This is a genomic window from Kribbella sancticallisti, assembly GCF_039530625.1.
Lineage (GTDB): Bacteria > Actinomycetota > Actinomycetes > Propionibacteriales > Kribbellaceae > Kribbella > Kribbella sancticallisti.
In genome coordinates, this window is record NZ_BAAAOS010000020.1 from 160,222 (window position 1) to 174,688 (window position 14,467).

17 protein-coding genes are annotated in these 14,467 nt (G+C 70.0%); 6 read left to right on the top strand and 11 right to left on the bottom strand.

The genetic code is table 11. From position 1 onward, the window contains the following. Positions 1-33: 33 nt before the first annotated feature. Complete coding sequence (locus tag ABD255_RS17320) at positions 34-246, bottom strand: antitoxin (protein WP_344215028.1); 213 nt, start codon at positions 244-246, stop codon at positions 34-36. 199 nt (positions 247-445) lie between these two features. On the opposite strand from ABD255_RS17320, the gene ABD255_RS17325 reads away from it, so the two are divergent. The 3 genes from ABD255_RS17325 to ABD255_RS17335 all read left to right on the top strand — a co-directional run bounded on the left by ABD255_RS17325 (position 446) and on the right by ABD255_RS17335 (position 3,016). Beyond that, positions 446-577, top strand: coding sequence for a hypothetical protein (locus ABD255_RS17325; RefSeq protein ID WP_344215030.1), 132 nt, complete (start codon positions 446-448; stop codon positions 575-577). Positions 578-634: 57 nt separating this feature from the next. Continuing rightward, positions 635-1,387 (top strand): GAF and ANTAR domain-containing protein, encoded by a 753-nt coding sequence (locus ABD255_RS17330; RefSeq protein WP_344215033.1) that lies wholly within the window; start codon positions 635-637, stop codon positions 1,385-1,387. Between the two features lie 75 nt (positions 1,388-1,462). Further along, positions 1,463-3,016, top strand: coding sequence for a phytoene desaturase family protein (locus ABD255_RS17335; protein WP_344215036.1), 1,554 nt, complete (start codon positions 1,463-1,465; stop codon positions 3,014-3,016). Here the strand turns inward: ABD255_RS17335 and ABD255_RS17340 are convergent. Together ABD255_RS17340 and ABD255_RS17345 are read right to left on the bottom strand one after the other, a co-directional pair. Continuing rightward, positions 3,013-3,957: an SDR family NAD(P)-dependent oxidoreductase gene (locus tag ABD255_RS17340; protein WP_344215038.1), complete on the bottom strand. Its 945-nt coding sequence runs from the start codon at positions 3,955-3,957 to the stop codon at positions 3,013-3,015. The two genes, ABD255_RS17335 and ABD255_RS17340, sit on opposite strands and share 4 nt — an antisense overlap. 16 nt (positions 3,958-3,973) lie before the next feature. Continuing rightward, positions 3,974-4,372 (bottom strand): VOC family protein, encoded by a 399-nt coding sequence (locus ABD255_RS17345; RefSeq protein WP_344215040.1) that lies wholly within the window; start codon positions 4,370-4,372, stop codon positions 3,974-3,976. A 144-nt stretch (positions 4,373-4,516) separates the two neighbouring features. Between ABD255_RS17345 and ABD255_RS17350 the strand changes: the two genes are divergently transcribed. Next, positions 4,517-4,963, top strand: coding sequence for an SRPBCC family protein (locus ABD255_RS17350; RefSeq protein ID WP_344215042.1), 447 nt, complete (start codon positions 4,517-4,519; stop codon positions 4,961-4,963). 65 nt (positions 4,964-5,028) lie between these two features. On the opposite strand, the gene ABD255_RS17355 is transcribed toward ABD255_RS17350, so the two are convergent. From ABD255_RS17355 to ABD255_RS17385, 7 genes are all read right to left on the bottom strand, one after another. Further along, positions 5,029-5,985 carry a YihY/virulence factor BrkB family protein gene (locus ABD255_RS17355; protein WP_344215044.1) on the bottom strand — a complete coding sequence of 319 codons (957 nt, stop codon included), beginning with the start codon at positions 5,983-5,985 and terminating at the stop codon, positions 5,029-5,031. Continuing rightward, positions 5,985-6,650: a DUF3618 domain-containing protein gene (locus tag ABD255_RS17360; RefSeq protein WP_344215046.1), complete on the bottom strand. Its 666-nt coding sequence runs from the start codon at positions 6,648-6,650 to the stop codon at positions 5,985-5,987. Before ABD255_RS17360 ends, ABD255_RS17355 begins: the two co-directional genes overlap by 1 nt. Continuing rightward, on the bottom strand, positions 6,626-7,051 hold the full coding sequence (locus ABD255_RS17365; RefSeq protein WP_344215048.1) for a phage holin family protein: 426 nt from the start codon (positions 7,049-7,051) through the stop codon (positions 6,626-6,628). Before ABD255_RS17365 ends, ABD255_RS17360 begins: the two co-directional genes overlap by 25 nt. Position 7,052: 1 nt before the next feature. Then, positions 7,053-7,934 carry a hypothetical protein gene (locus ABD255_RS17370; RefSeq protein ID WP_344215050.1) on the bottom strand — a complete coding sequence of 294 codons (882 nt, stop codon included), beginning with the start codon at positions 7,932-7,934 and terminating at the stop codon, positions 7,053-7,055. Between the two features lie 110 nt (positions 7,935-8,044). Beyond that, a complete protein-coding gene (locus tag ABD255_RS17375; RefSeq protein ID WP_344215052.1) occupies positions 8,045-8,752 on the bottom strand; it encodes a GAF and ANTAR domain-containing protein in 708 nt (235 codons plus the stop codon). A gap of 43 nt (positions 8,753-8,795) precedes the next feature. Next, positions 8,796-9,800 (bottom strand): MBL fold metallo-hydrolase, encoded by a 1,005-nt coding sequence (locus ABD255_RS17380; RefSeq protein ID WP_344215054.1) that lies wholly within the window; start codon positions 9,798-9,800, stop codon positions 8,796-8,798. Beyond that, complete coding sequence (locus tag ABD255_RS17385) at positions 9,784-11,208, bottom strand: dihydrolipoyl dehydrogenase family protein (RefSeq protein WP_344215056.1); 1,425 nt, start codon at positions 11,206-11,208, stop codon at positions 9,784-9,786. The genes ABD255_RS17380 and ABD255_RS17385 overlap by 17 nt, the downstream gene beginning before the upstream one ends. 200 nt (positions 11,209-11,408) lie before the next feature. On the opposite strand from ABD255_RS17385, the gene ABD255_RS17390 reads away from it, so the two are divergent. After that, positions 11,409-11,921, top strand: coding sequence for a VOC family protein (locus tag ABD255_RS17390; RefSeq protein WP_344215058.1), 513 nt, complete (start codon positions 11,409-11,411; stop codon positions 11,919-11,921). A 67-nt stretch (positions 11,922-11,988) separates the two neighbouring features. Beyond that, positions 11,989-12,186 carry a hypothetical protein gene (locus tag ABD255_RS17395; protein ID WP_344215061.1) on the top strand — a complete coding sequence of 66 codons (198 nt, stop codon included), beginning with the start codon at positions 11,989-11,991 and terminating at the stop codon, positions 12,184-12,186. 25 nt (positions 12,187-12,211) lie between these two features. On the opposite strand, the gene ABD255_RS17400 is transcribed toward ABD255_RS17395, so the two are convergent. Continuing rightward, positions 12,212-14,467: helix-turn-helix transcriptional regulator (locus tag ABD255_RS17400; protein WP_344215063.1), on the bottom strand; the 2,256-nt coding region annotated here is incomplete at its 5' end.

Here is a 14,467-nt window from a genome sequence, read left to right on the forward strand (position 1 = left end):
CCCCCGCGGCCGCCGGCCACATTGTCGAGAAACCTACTGCTGGTTCTCGATGTCGTCGTCCTGGCCGTCCAGGCCGTCGAGCCCGTCCTTGGCCCGGTCGGTGCCCTGGTCGATCTGCTCGCCGTACTTGCCGCCGGTCTTCTCGTCGGCGAAGTCGCCGGCCTTGTCCATACCCTCGCTGACCTTGTCGCCGTGGTCGTCGACCGCGTCCGAGGCCTTGTCCTTGATGTTGTCGAACATGCTCATACCGGGTTGCTCCTTCCGGATCCAGCGTTCGGCACCCATCGGCCGCCCCCTCCGTCAGGTGGCCGATCGTTGCCTTGGTCATCGTTGCTCCCGGTACCCAATCCGTCGCTGTCAAACCAGCCCGCCGGAGATCACGCTGCGTCACCGAAACGTTCTGGTGCCCGATCGCGATAGAGCAGCAGAGGGGAGGACTCCAACCATGCTGACTGGCGACGTGACCCGCCGACTGATCGCGCTGCTCCGGATCGTGGAGCGCACCACGCCCACCACGGTGGCCGAGGACGACGCGATCCTGGACGCCTGGTTCGGCCACCAGTCCCCCGCCCGGTAGAGCGCTCCCGGTCACACAGGAGTCACCGCCTCGAGCGGGACCGTGCATGATTGGTCCATGGATCGCGCTGCAGCCGAGGGCGTCCCCGTTGAGGGCGCCACGAGTTCATCCCCGGACGGATCCGCCGCCGACGGACTGCCGACGGCGGACGTCTTCGCGCGGTTGGCGATCGAGTTGCACGACTCCGGCGGGATCGAGGAGACCGTCGACGCGGTCGTCGGGTTCGCGCTCCAGGCGCTCGGCTGCAGTCATGCGGGGGTGGCGCTCGCCGCCCGGGGACGGCGACTGGAGATCCCGGCCGTGACCGATCCCATCGTCGCGGAGATCTATCAATCCCAGATGACTCGCGGTGACGGACCTCTCACGGTGTGTCTGCGCGACCAGACACCTGTTCTGATCGCAGACTCCGCGACGGACCACCGCTGGCCGGAGTGGAGCACCCAGGTCGGCGCGCTCGGCGTACGCAGCGTGTTCGACGTCCCGCTCCGTACGGCGGCCGGAACCGTCGGCGTGCTCGGGCTCTACAGCAACCGGCCCGACGCGTTCTCCGTCGACGACCAGGCGATCGCGCACATCCTCGCCCGGCACGCGTCGGTGGCGGTGGCGAACGCCCGGCACGAGCAGACCCTGCACCAGGCGGTCGACGCCCGGAAGCTGGTGGGCCAGGCGATGGGCATCCTGATGGAACGCTTCGACCTCGACGCCGACCGGGCCTTCGAGGTCCTCAAGCGCTACTCCCAGGACACCAACCAGAAACTCCGCGACGTCGCCCAGAACCTGATCGACACCCGCAAGCTCCCGGGCCGCTGACCGCCCGGTTGAGCAGACAGGCCCCGGGTACAGGACGTCGGCCGAAGAATCCCACGAGCAATCGAGGTTGATCACGTGAGCGATGCGGTCGTCGTCGGAGCCGGGCCCAACGGGCTGGTCGCCGCGAATCTGCTGGCGGACGCCGGCTGGGACGTGGTGATCCTGGAGGCGAACGACGCGATCGGGGGCGCGGTCCGGAGCTCGACCGATGTCCACGGCTCGTTCGTGCACGACACCTTCAGCTCGTTCTATCCGCTCGCGGCCGTCTCCCCCACCATCAAGGCGCTGACTCTCGGCGACCACGGCCTGGAGTGGTCCAACCCGCCCGCGCCGGTCGGGAACCCGCTGCGAGACGGCGGCTGGGCCCTGGTCCACCCGGATCCGGCTGACACAGCCGCGGCCTTGGACGCGCAGACGCCGGGCGACGGGCAGGCGTGGCTGGAGCTGTACTCCGACTGGGAGCGCGTCGGCCCGGCGATCACCCAGGCCCTACTCACGCCGTTTCCCCCGGTCCGGGCCGGCGTCGACCTGCTTCGGCAACTGCTCGGCCCACGCGGCCTGAAACGTCTTCAGCTCTTGATCGGCCCGGTCCGCTCGGTCGCCGACCGGCGGTTCAGCGGCCAAGCGGCGCGCATGCTGCTGGCCACCAACTCGCAGCACGCGGACATCGCTCCGACGAGCCTGGGCTCAGGGCTGATGGGTTGGCTGCTGGCGATGATCGCGCAGGAGCACGGCTATCCCGTCCCACGCGGCGGCGCCGGGCGGCTGTCGCAGGCGCTGGCCGACCGGTTCACCTCCCAGGGCGGCTCGATCGTGTGTGGGGCCCGAGTCGACCGGATCGTGGTCCGCGACGGGCGGGCGGTCGCAGTACGGACTGTTGATGGGGGTGAGTACTCCGCCCAGCGGGCCGTGCTCGCCGACGTGTCGGCACCGGCTCTGTACGGTCAACTGATTCCGCGGGCGGACCTTCCCGCTCACGTGCGGATGCGACTGCGGGCCTTCAAGTGGGATCCCGGCACGGTCAAAGTGGACTGGGCTCTCGACTCGCTGATCCCGTGGCGGGACGCTCCGGACCTGGCGCCGGGCACCGTTCACATCGCCGACTCGGTCGACGATCTGCGCCGGTGGTCCGGTCAGCTCTCGGCGGGCTGGATCCCGGACCGCCCGTTCCTCCTGATGGGCCAGATGACCACCTCCGACCCGAGCCGCTCCCCGGCCGGCACCGAGTCGGTCTGGGCCTACACCCACGTGCCGCAGCGCGTCCGCGGCGACGCCGGCGGCAAGCTCAGCGGTGCCTGGGACGAGGCCGACGCCGCCGCGATGGCCGCCCGGATCGAGGCCCGGATCGAGGAGTACGCCCCGGGGTTCACCGACCGGATCACCGCCCGGCGCGTCCTGACCCCGCTGGATCTCGAGCGACGCGACGCCAATCTCGTCGGCGGCGCCGTCAACGGCGGCACCTCGGCGTTGCGGCAGGAACTCGTACTCCGCCCGATGCCGGGCCTCGGCCGGCCCGAAACGGCGATCAAGTCGCTCTATCTGGCCTCAGCATCGGCCCATCCGGGCGGCGGAGTACATGGCGCGTGTGGTTCGAACGCAGCCCGCGCCGCCCTCTTCCACGCTCGCTAGCGGCGCACGGCCTTCCAGCCTGCGGCAACCACGGCGGCGGCGACCGTCGTACCGGCGAGTGGTCGCAACCAATGCCGCCCCCACCGCCCGTACTGCGCGTCGCCGGCCGGCCGCGCGTCCATCACATTGCCCGGATGCGGGCTGATCTCGTCGCGGGACAGGGCGCCGGCCCTCATCAGCGGAGTCACCAGGACGTCGAAGGCCGCAGGCGCCCGGCGGTAGCCGAACACCATCAGCCGATTCGCCACCCCGACGGACGTCGCCCGGGCGGGCCGGTCGGCCACCCGCGCGATCCGGCGCGCGACCTTGTCGGGTGGATCGACCGGGGGCGGCGGGCGGCCGATCCAGCCGGTGTAGTTCGCGGCCTGCGAGTACGCCGGCGTGTTCACCGAGCCCGGCCAGACGAGCGCGACCTCGATCCCCGGTTCGGACCTGGCCTCGATCTGCCACGAGCGGGTCAGCCCGTGGATCGCCCACTTGCTGGCGACGTACGAACTCAGGTACGGCGTCGCGATCTTGCCGAGCAGCGAACCGACCACGATCAGCGTGCCGCTGCCCTGACGCCGGAAAGCCCGCAGGGCCGAGCGGCCGACGTTCGCCGTACCGCTGACGTTCACGGTCACCACCTGGTCGAAGATCTCAGCGGGGACGTCCTCGAACCGCCCGTAGGCGAGCACGGCAGCGGAATGCACGACGACGTCGATCCGACCGAAGCGGCGCTCGGCGGCCTCCATCAGCGCATCGACCTGCCCGGCCTCCGCCACGTCTGTCGGCACCACCAGCACTTCAGCACCCTCGGCCGTACAGAGCTCTTCGGCCTTCGCGAGACTGTCCATCGCGCGAGCCGCCAGCACCATCCGGGCTCCCTGCCGGGCGAACTCGCGCGCCGACGCCAGGCCGATACCGCTCGAAGCTCCGGTCACCACCACCACGCGCGTCACGGCATCGACAACACCTTCAAGACACCATCCTGCTTCCGCTCGGGCCACGGCGGGCGAACACCGCCGCCGCGGCGGGCTCGTGGCTGTAGTCGACGAGCCGGATCGGAACGCCGGTCCGATCCCCGAAGGCGGCATACCGCCCGACGGAGCCGTCCACCGGCGCGACCAGCCAGTCCAGGTCGGGATGACGCCGGTGGAACTCGTCCAGGTCGTCGATGGCGAACACGCCGCCCGGCCCCAGCCGGGTCTCGTCGCAGTTGCGGCTCAGCATGATCATCGGTACCTCGGCCGGTCCGGTCGCGAGCAACACCGAATCGTCGTCCGGCCACCAGACCGGCACCAGCCCGAGTTCGCGGTAGAAGTCGACACTGGCATCCAGATGTTCGACTCCGACCATCGTCAGCAAAAGCTCCATTCCGGTCACACCAAGCAGTCGACGCGAACGCGGCACAGTTCCAGACCACGCTCGCCCGCCGGTACCCCGATCGCCCGGGGTCAACCGACACAGGACAACCCACTGGATGGGTGCCAGCGGTTGCGATTGGGTACCTGCCGGTGCATGAGCGAGAACGAGCGGTTGATCCATGCCTCTGTCGAGGACGTCTTCGCCGTCCTCACCGACGGCTGGTCCTACGCGTCCTGGGTGGTCGGCGCGTCCCGGATCCGCGACGTGGAGGCCGGCTGGCCGCAACCAGGCCACAGCATCCACCACTCCGTCGGCGTCTGGCCGTTGGTCATCGACGACGCGACCACGGTCGAGCAGTACGAGCCGCTGCGCTTCCTCCAACTGAAGGTGCGGGCCTGGCCGACCGGTGAGGGCCGGGTGGAGTTCGTGGCGGACGACCGGAATGGCGAGTGCCACCTGGTCATGCGCGAGATGACCTCCAAGGGGCCGGCCACGATGATCCCCGAGGCGGTCATCGACCCCGTCCTGCGGCTGCGCAACACAGAAACGCTCCGTCGGCTGGCGCTGATCGCCGAAGGCCACAGCGCGAAGACCGACTGAGCTCTCGCCCCTGTGCCCTGGCCCGTGCCATCCCAGACCTCAGGCGACGCTGACTCCCGTGCCGATCAACTCTTTGACGGCACCGAGTCGGCTTTCACGGCACCTCTTTCACCGATGGGTTGCTCCGGTCCCTTGGTGGTGTCCCGGGCTGTCTGCTCCTCGCTCTCCGCGTTGATCTCCGCGCCGAGCAGGATCGCGTAAGCGGTCAGCCAGAGCCAGAGCATCAGTACCACCACCGCGGCCAGACTCCCGTAGGTCTTGGCGTAGTTGCCGAAGGTGGCGACGTACACCGAGAAGCCGATCGAGGCGATCAGCCAGATGACCGTGGCGACTATCGCGCCCACGGAGACCCAGCGCAGCCGTGGCGCGTCCCTGGCCGGGCCCAGCCGATAGGTGATGGCGAGCGCCACCATGATCAGCAGCACGGCAACGAGCAGCCTGGCTCCCTCCAGCAGGATCCGGATCACCGTCGGCACTCCGTCGGTGATCGCCGCCCCGACAGCGAACAGGCCGATCGTCAACAGGACGAAGACGATCGCGCCCAGCGTCATGCCGAGCGAGAGCAACTTGCGGCGGACGAATCCCCGGTTCTCCTCCTCGTCGTACGCGAGGTTCACCGCGGTGACCAGGTAACCGACGCCTCCCGACGCGCTCCACAAGGCGGTCGCGACCGCGATGATGACCCCGATCCCCAGACTCTGCCGGGGTGCCGATGTCAGCGCGTCGATCTGCTGGAGCAAAAGCTCCCGCGCCGACTCCGGCACCGCGGCGGCCAGGTCCTGCGCCTGACGGCGGATCTGGGCCGGATCGGCCAGCAGGCCGTAGGCCATCACGGCGGCGACGACGGCGGGGAACAACGACAGGAAGCCGAAGAACGCGACTCCCGCCGCGAGCAGTGGGACCTGGTCGGCCTTGGCCTCGGCCCAGGCCCGCTTGACGATCTGCCACCACCCCGCGGCGGGAATCTCGGCCGGCTTCTCGGCCGCCACCCCCGGTACGTCGCTCCGCTCGTCCTCCGGCATCAGCTTTGCGAGCCTGCCTGCCGCACGGTGTCGGCGGAGTCCTTGGATTCGTCCGCGACCCGCTGAGTCGCCTGACGGCCCTCATCGGTGACGGAGGAGACCGCGTCGGTGGCGGACTGGCGAACGTGCTCGACAGCCTCCTGCGCGGGCTCTTGAAGGTTCTCCTTGACCTCCTGCATGGCTTCGGCCGCCTTCTCCTTGACCGGACCCGCGGCCTCCATCGCCTTGTCCTTGGCGTCTTGAGCCAGTTCCTGCTCCTTGGTCGAGGCCGGCAGGGCGGCAGCGACCACCCAGCCCGCGGCGAAGGCGATCAGCCCGGCAGCCAGCGGCGTACCGCGGGTCTGCGCGCGAGCGCGATCGGGCGCCGAGCTCACCACGTCACCGACCTTGCTCCCCGCGTCGGACACCGTCGAGGCGGCAGAGCCGGCCGTGTCGGTCACCGTCGACATGGCTGAGCCGGCCGTATCGGTCACCGTCGAACTCGCCGAGTCCGCCTTGCCCATCACCTGTTCCTTGAATCGGCCGAGGCCGCCACGCACGCGGTCGACCCGGCGGCCGACCACTGCGCTGGGGCTGACCTTCTCGGTCAGGGCGTCCACGTCGCGGCTGAGATTCCGCCTGGTTCCCTCGATCTCGCGCTTCAGTTGTTCTGTGTCTTCAGCCATTTCGCGTCCTCCTTGAGAGATTCGACCGTCTGGTCCGGGGTGGGGTTGACCTCCTGCAGTTCCTTGCGGCCGGCCATCGCCAGTACGGCCGCGACGATCGCCCACACGACGCAGACGATCAGGGCCGCCCAGGCCAGGTGCATGACCTCGCCGAGCGCCCACATCGCCGTCAGGGAAAGGAAGATTGCCACCATCCAGCCCGCCACCGCGGCGCCGCCGAGCATGCCGGCGCCCTTGCCGGCCTTCTTCGCCTCGCCCCGCAGTTCCGCCTTGGCCAGCGCCAACTCCTGGCGGGTCAACTTGCCCAGGTCGTCGGTCAGGTGCGAGACCAGCGTGCCGAGCGACTCGTCGGGCGAGGGCCGGGTCGGATCAGCGCCGAGCGGCGTTCCACTCGTGCTCATGTCAGCGCTCCGTGCCGGGGCCGAACCTCGGCGTCACCGGCGCTCCCGGATCGGGATCCGGCGCCGTCGGAGTCGGCATCGGAGGCTGCGACGACCTGCCCGGCTGCCCACCCATCGGCGGCTGTCCACCCCTCGGTGGCTGTCCTCCCATCGGTGGCTGTCCTCCCATCGAGGGCTGTCCACCCATCGCAGGCTGCGACGACATCGGCGGCTGTCCACCCATCGGAGGCTGGGGCGGCATCGATGCCGGAGTCATCGGCGGCTCACTGAAGGTAGGCGGCGGCGGAACGAGGTACTCGTCCGGCGTCGACCTGTCACCGGGAACACCCGTCCGTCCCCCGGCCGAGACGTTCGACGACGAATCCGTGCTGTTGCCGGCGGCCAGCGCCCGCGACATCCGGCCCGCGACAACTCCCAGAACCGCGGCACCCAGCAGGAACGTTCCGGGCCGCCGTCGCGCGAAGCGGCGCACCTCGTCCAGCAGTTCCGCCGGCTCGTGCTGCTGAAGGAAGTCAGCGGCCTGATTACTGAGCTGAGCCCCTTGCCGGGCGAGCTGCGTGCCCCAGCCGGACTGGCCGTGCTCGGCCATCCCGCGAAGTTCGTCGGCGACGGAACGCAGTCCGTCGGCCGCCTTGTCCTTCTGCTGCCCGGCCTGCCCGACCACCTGGTCCTTGGTCTGCCCGGCCAGCTGCCTGGTCTGCTGCCGTACGTCGGAGGTGACCTCGACGGCCTTCTCCTTCGCCGTGCCGGCCACGTCACGAGCCGCCTCACCCGCGGTCTCCTTGAGGTGTCCGGCCTCTTCCCGCGCCGTACCGGTCACACCTTCCGGCGCCGTACCGGGCGGACCGTCCAGGTCCGTCCGGTGATTCGTTGTGGGTGTCATCTGACAACTCCTTCTCGAGTTCCGAGACACCCCTGTTGCCACCGAATCCGCGCCGAAACCCTCTACTTCCCGCTGGTTTCCGGCAATTTCCCAGCCGTGGCCTCAGCCGGTCAGCGGGAGTTGCCGGCGGGGTCGTTCTGCTTTTCCTGGTCGCCGGACGAGGCGACGATCTCCTCGGCGACCAGGCGGAGTTTGATGTTGTAGTCCTGGGACAGCCGGCTCAGGAAGGCGAAGGCCCGCGGGTCGCTCATCTTGTAGCGCTCCATCACGATTCCCACGGCCTGGCCGATCGTCCGGCGGGTCCGCATCGCCTCTTGCAGGTTGTGGATCTCGTGCGCGTAGCTGATCGCCATCGCCGACTGGTGCTTGAAGAGTTCGCCGATCGTGCCGAGGTCGTCGAACTTGCCGAGCCGGGTCGAGTAGAGATTGAGAGCGCCGTTCGCCTTGGGCGCCTCGTACAGGCGGATTCCGGCCTGAGACAGGATCCCCGCCCGCAGCGCCCCGGCGCCGTACCGGGGAAAGCGCGGATCTGCGGCCAGGTCCGGCGACGTGACGTGGACCGTGTCGACGGCCGCCTCGTAGCAGGGCCCTTCCCGTAACTCGTACTGCAGCGCGTCGAGGTCCCACAACAGCTCTGCCGTGGGCGCGAACGTCTCCAGCCGCCCGTCCGCGTGCTGCACCGTGATGCTGGCGTAGTCCACATCCGGCAGTACTTCGACAGCGGCCGCGGTGATCCTGGCCAGGGTGTGGTCCAGGTGACCGGGCGTGAGTGCCTCCGCGAGTCGCCGGGCAGCCTCGATCAGTCGTTGGTCGCTCATCATCCCCGGGTTCCCTCTTTCACCACAGTTCAACCCGGCCCCGTCACGGGGCGGTTCCGAACGGGCCCAGGGAGTTGAGGTCGAGGCGGAGGGATTCGGCCATCGCCCAGGCGTTGGGCAGGGTGAAGACGTCGGCACCGCCGAGCCGGTCCTTCCAGCGAGGCACGATCTCGTCCGTGGTCTGAGCGGCGACGGCGTCGAGGTAGGCGCGGAACACCGCCCAGACGTTGCCGGTGTCGATGGGCGCCATCGTGCTGCCCAGGTCGACGCTGGACAGGGCCGCTTCGGCGGTGGCCCGCAGGTCGTTCATGTACTCCAGTTGCACGCGGACGTCCTCGGAGGTTCCGGGGCGGGTCACATGTCCGCTCACCAGGTGGTCGAACTCGTAGTCCAGCGCCTTCTCGTGGACCTGGATGAAGCCGGGTATGAACGCGGACAGCGCGAGGTTCGAGAACGGCACCCAGCCGGGGAAGATCACGTCGACCAGCATCAGCACCCGCTGGTTGGGTGCGTAGATGAAGCTGTTGCCCTCGCTGTGATTGGGACCTGGATAGTCCATCCGCAAGGTGTGGTCGCCGGTGTCGATGGTCAGGGTTTCGTCGAACACCTGGGTCGGCAGCGGCCGGTCGGGATCAGCCAGCAACTCCAGCCGCTGCGCGGTCGCGCGCTGGGCGTAGCGGGGTGCCTCCTCGGGATAGATGGACATGGCGCCGCAGTGGTCGGAGTGGTGATGGCTGTAGATCACGTGCGTGATCGGCTTCTTGGTGACGCGGTCGATCGCCCGCAGGATGTTGTACCCGAGGGTCGGTGGCGCGTCGACGGCGATGACGCCCTCCGCGGTGACGACGAACATGTTCTGGTAGCTGCCGTCGCCGAGCCAGAAGATGCCGTCGGCGATCTCGTCCAGCACGTATCCCTCGGCCGGCACGTCGGGACCCTTCGCGATGTCGGGCACCGGGGCTGTGGGCCGCTCCCGTCGTTGCTTCGCGTCCGCCGAGAAGGTGGGCACGGCCGCCGTGTCCAGGGTGGGTTCAGTGACTGTTGACATGCGTCCTCCAGGTGGTTTGGGACGAGAGTTTCTGGATGTCGGCGTCCAGGTCCCGGACCGCTTGGAGGAAGGCCTCCGAGAACGTCGGGAACGGCTGGATCACGTCGAGGAGGATCGGGACGGGGACCCCCGCATGGATGGCCAGCGTCGCCTGCTGCAGCCATTCCCCGGCTTCCGGCCCGACGGCGTACGCGCCGGTCAGGTGGATCCCGTCGGAGACGAGGGTGAGGAAGCCCGGACGCGTGTCGTACTCGCGGGTGTAGGTCGCGGTACGGGCCACGCTCGCCAGCGAGACAGTCGCCTCGAACCGTCCTTGCGCCGCACCCACGACCGCGGCCTGCGGATCGGTGAAGACGACCCGGGGAACGGCCTCGTACCGCGCCCGGCGGGTGCGGCCGAGGATGTTGTCGGCGACGACCCGGCCCTGGTACTTGCCCACGTGGGTGAGCTGCCAAAGCCCGGTCACGTCGCCGATGGCCCAGAGCCCAGGGCCGACAGCCAGCCGGTCGTCGACCGGTATCCCCCGCTGGTCCGGTTCGATGCCGACCGTCTCCAGGCCGATCCCCGCAGTACGGGGGCGGCGGCCGGTGGCGACCAGCAGCCGGTCGCCACGGGCCTCGGTGCCGTCGCCGAACTCGAGCACGTACTCGTCACCGTCGAGCTTGGCGCGGACAGCGTGCTGGTCGAACCGGACGTCGATCCCGTCTGCCACGAGCGCCTGCCCGACCGCCGAGCCGACGGCGGCGGGCTCCCGCGGCAGGACCCGGTCGTTGCCCTCGATCAGCACGACCGAGGACCCCATGCCGGCGAAGGCTTGCGCCATCTCGACACCGGTCGGACCAGCGCCGAGGACCAGCAGCCGCCGGGGAACCTCTGCGAACGCGGTGGCTTCGCGGTTGGTCCACACGCCGGGCAGGTCGGCCAGGCCGGGGACGGGCGGCATGGCGGCGTCGGAGCCGGTGGCGATCACGATGTGGTCGGCCGTGTAGGTGCTGTCGCCAACTGCGACGGTGTGCGGACCGGCCAGCCGGCCGGAGCCGCGCAGTACGTCCAGTCCGGCGCCGCGGGCCCACGACTCCTGCCCCGCGTCGGAGTAGTCCGAGACCATGAAGTCGCGCCAGGCCAGGACGGCTGCCGGGTCCACGGCTCCGGTCACCGCCTCGCGAGCGCCCGGCACCTGGCGGGCAGCCGACAACGCTTCGCCGGCCCGCAGCAGGGTCTTGGTCGGGATGCAGGCCCAGTAGGAACACTCGCCGCCCAGCAGTTCGCGCTCGACGATGGCGACCCGCAACCCGCCGGCGACGATGGCCGCGGCACAGTGCTCACCCGGCGACCCGCCACCGATGACGATCGCGTCGAAATCGCGGCCGGAGTTCGTCCCCGGACTCGCGCCGTTGTGCTCGATCATCCGAACCTCCTTGGCTGATTCGTCGACTGTCGCCCGATCGAGCGGGCCGTCGCGCCCGTGGACTCACTGGTCGCGGCACGGGAGCCCGGGAGGGTGACCAGGGCACGGGGCTCCGACCAGGGATCACCCGGGCGCGATCCGGGGCTGGTGCCGACAAGACTGCGAGCATCCCGACACATTCCGACCCGCTGGAGGTTTCCGTGAGTACGCAGGTGAGCAATGACAAGGCGACGTCGGCGTCCAACGACACGACGATCCCGTTCCGGCTGGAGGTCGTCGTCATCCCGATCGCGGACTTCGACCGGGCCAAGGCCTTCTACGGCAGCCGCCTCGGCTGGCGGGTGGATGCCGAGGCGGACTCGGGCACCGGCTACCGGCTGATGCAGGTCACCCCGCCCGGCTCGAACGCGTCGGTCATCTTCGGTACCCAGGTCACCGCCGCGCCGGCCGGTTCGTCCGACGGACTGCTGCTGACGGTCGACAACGTCGACACGGCCCGCGACGAACTCGTCTCGCGCGGCGTCGAGGTGAGCGAGGCGTTCCACGACGCCGCCGGCACCCTCGGCGGCGGCTTCCACATCGGCGACGAGGGACGCGCCGCCGGGCCGGACCCCGAGCGCCGCTCGTACGCCACCTACGCCTCGTTCAACGACCCCGAGGGCAACCGCTGGATCCTGCAGGAGATCACCGAACGGCTTCCGGGCCGCGTCTGAACCCATGCCACGGCTCCGGTCCTTGCCCTCCGGGGGGCCGGAGCCGTACCACCGAGAAAGGACCGAGATGGACGTCCAGTCCCTGGCCGAACTGCTGCACGAAACGGCCCAGCGTCACGACACGTTCGAGAAGGCGGCTCCGGAGCACGACTGGTGGGACTGGTACGCGCCGTACCTGCAGGCCCGCCAGAACGGCAGTACTCCGGACGAGGCCGCCGCGGCCGCCGGCCGCTACATGGCGGAGATCAAGAACGTCGTCGTCTGAGCCGGCTGCCGGGCGGTCGAGTTGCTCAGGCGACGGTGGGTCGCAGGGCTTCCCGCAGGTGGCTGCGGGCCGTCACCCCCAGTTGCGCGAACACTTTTCCGAGGTGCCACTCGACCGTGCGGGGGCTGATGAACAACGCGGCGCCGATCTGTGGGTTGGTGAGACCGTCCGCTGCCAGCCGGGCGATGTGGAGTTCCTGCGAGGTGAGCTCCTGCCGGGTCTCCACGGACCGTTTGCGCACCGTCTCACCGGTCGCAGCGAGTTCATGGCGAGCCCGGGAAGCGAACGCGTCCAGTCCCGCCGCCGCCAGCATGGTGTGCGCGGACCGCAACTGCTCGCGCGCTTCCACCCGACGGCCGCCGCGGCGCAACCACTCGCCGTACAGGAGTTCCGCGCGGGCCAACTCAACCCGTACCTCGGTTTGCCCGAGCAGGTGGATCGCCTCTCGGTACAGGTCTTCGGCCCGGCCGCCGTCGTTGAGCAGGGCGGCCGACCGGGCCTCCACTCCCAGCGCCCAGTTCGTGCCACTTGCCTGGGTCAAGGCGGAGAGTTGCTCGAGGGCAGTGGCCGCGGTGGCCGGTTCGCCCGCCCGCGCTGCCGCCTCGACCAGTTCGATCAGTCCCCAGTTCGCCACCCCCATCTCCTCGGGGTGAGCGGCCGCCACGCGGGCAGCCTGGAGTGCTACCGAGTACCGGCCGAGCGAGTTGCACAGCAGCGCCTGCGCCCAGTGAGTGAGCGATACTCCGATCCCCTCACCACGCGATGCGACGTTCTCCATCGCTGCCGAGATCAGTGGCCCCGCCTGGTCCTCATGGCCCCGGAAGGCGGCCAGCCCGATCGCGCCGTACGGCGTCAGGTCGGTGCCCGCCACGTCGGTGACGATGCGGATCTCGTCGACCAGCACGGACGCGGCCGTGAGGTCGCCGGCGAAGAGGTTCACGAAGACCTGGGTGTTCAAGGCGAGCGGCAACGCACTGAGCGCACCGGAGTCGCGAGCGAATCTCACGTGCCGGCCGGCCAGCCTCCTCCAGGCCTCGTGGTCCCACAGGTCGGAGGCGACGACCGTGGCCAGCCACAGGAATCGGACCCCTTCCTCCATCGACAGGTCATCGCTGTCGAACACCTGCACGGCCTGCCTCAACAACGGCACCGCGGCCGGATAGCTGTCGCCGAACTGCATGGCCACACCCTGCAGAAGCACGTCACCACGCCGAGGTTCGGCGGGCATCGGTGCGCTGAGCGCGGCCTGGGCGACCTCGACCGCGCCCGCTCCGGACGCCAGGCGACCGGCGAACAAGGCGGCCGTCAGCGCGTCCACGTAGCAGTCGAGGGCGAGCTCGGCGTCGAGAGGCTCCAGCCGGCGAGCGGCGTTCAGGAGCAACGGCAAGGCCTCGTTGCCGCGCCTGGAGGCGAACCCGATCTGAGCGCGGAGTACGTCGATCTGGGCGCGCTGCAATTCGCTGAGTGGTCCCGACTCAGCCATGGCCAGCAGGTGCAGCGCGGCCTCGAAGGTACCGGCGTGCAGCATGGCCCGGGCCGCGTCGAGCTCCCGCCGGGCACGTTCGGCCGCGTCCGGGGTGAGCGCGGCCGCGCGTTCGAGGAAGGCGGCAGCCGCAGCGAGCCCACCGTGCGAGAGCGCTCGGCCGGCGGAGCGCTCCAGCTCGGCGGCGACGACTTCGTCGGGACCGAAGGCCGCCCGCGCACGGTGCCACGCGCGCCGATCCGGGTCCAGGGCAGGGTCCGTCACGTCCGCCAGGGCTCGGTGCACCATCTGACGCTCGTACGGCGTCGCGGACCGGTAGGCCACCGATCGCACCAGCGGATGCCGGAAGTGGACCGTGTAGCGCAACTCGATCAGCCCCGCCGCCTCGGCCGGGATGGCGGCATCCCAGTCGAGCTCCAGCCGCTCCGCCGCGCGCCACAGCAGCCCGACGTCGCCGAGCGGTTCGGACGCCGCGGTGAGAAGGAGAAGACGTGACTGCTCGGGCAGCTGCTCCAGCCGCCGGAGGAAGCCCTGCTCGAGCCGGGTGATGACGGTCGTCGTGTCCGTGTGGTCCGAACCGAACGCCAACTCGGTCGTCGAGAGCCAGTGCGGCAGCTCCAGCAGTGCCAGCGGGTTGCCCCGCGTCTCGTCCAGGATCCGGGTCCGCACCCGGCTGTCCAGGGGGCTGATGACGGCCGACTCGAGCAGCGCCTCGGCGTCGGTCTGGCGCAGGCCGTGAACCGTCAGCTGAGGCAGCCCCGCCCATCTCGTCTCGTCGCCGGTCGTCCTGGCCGCGAA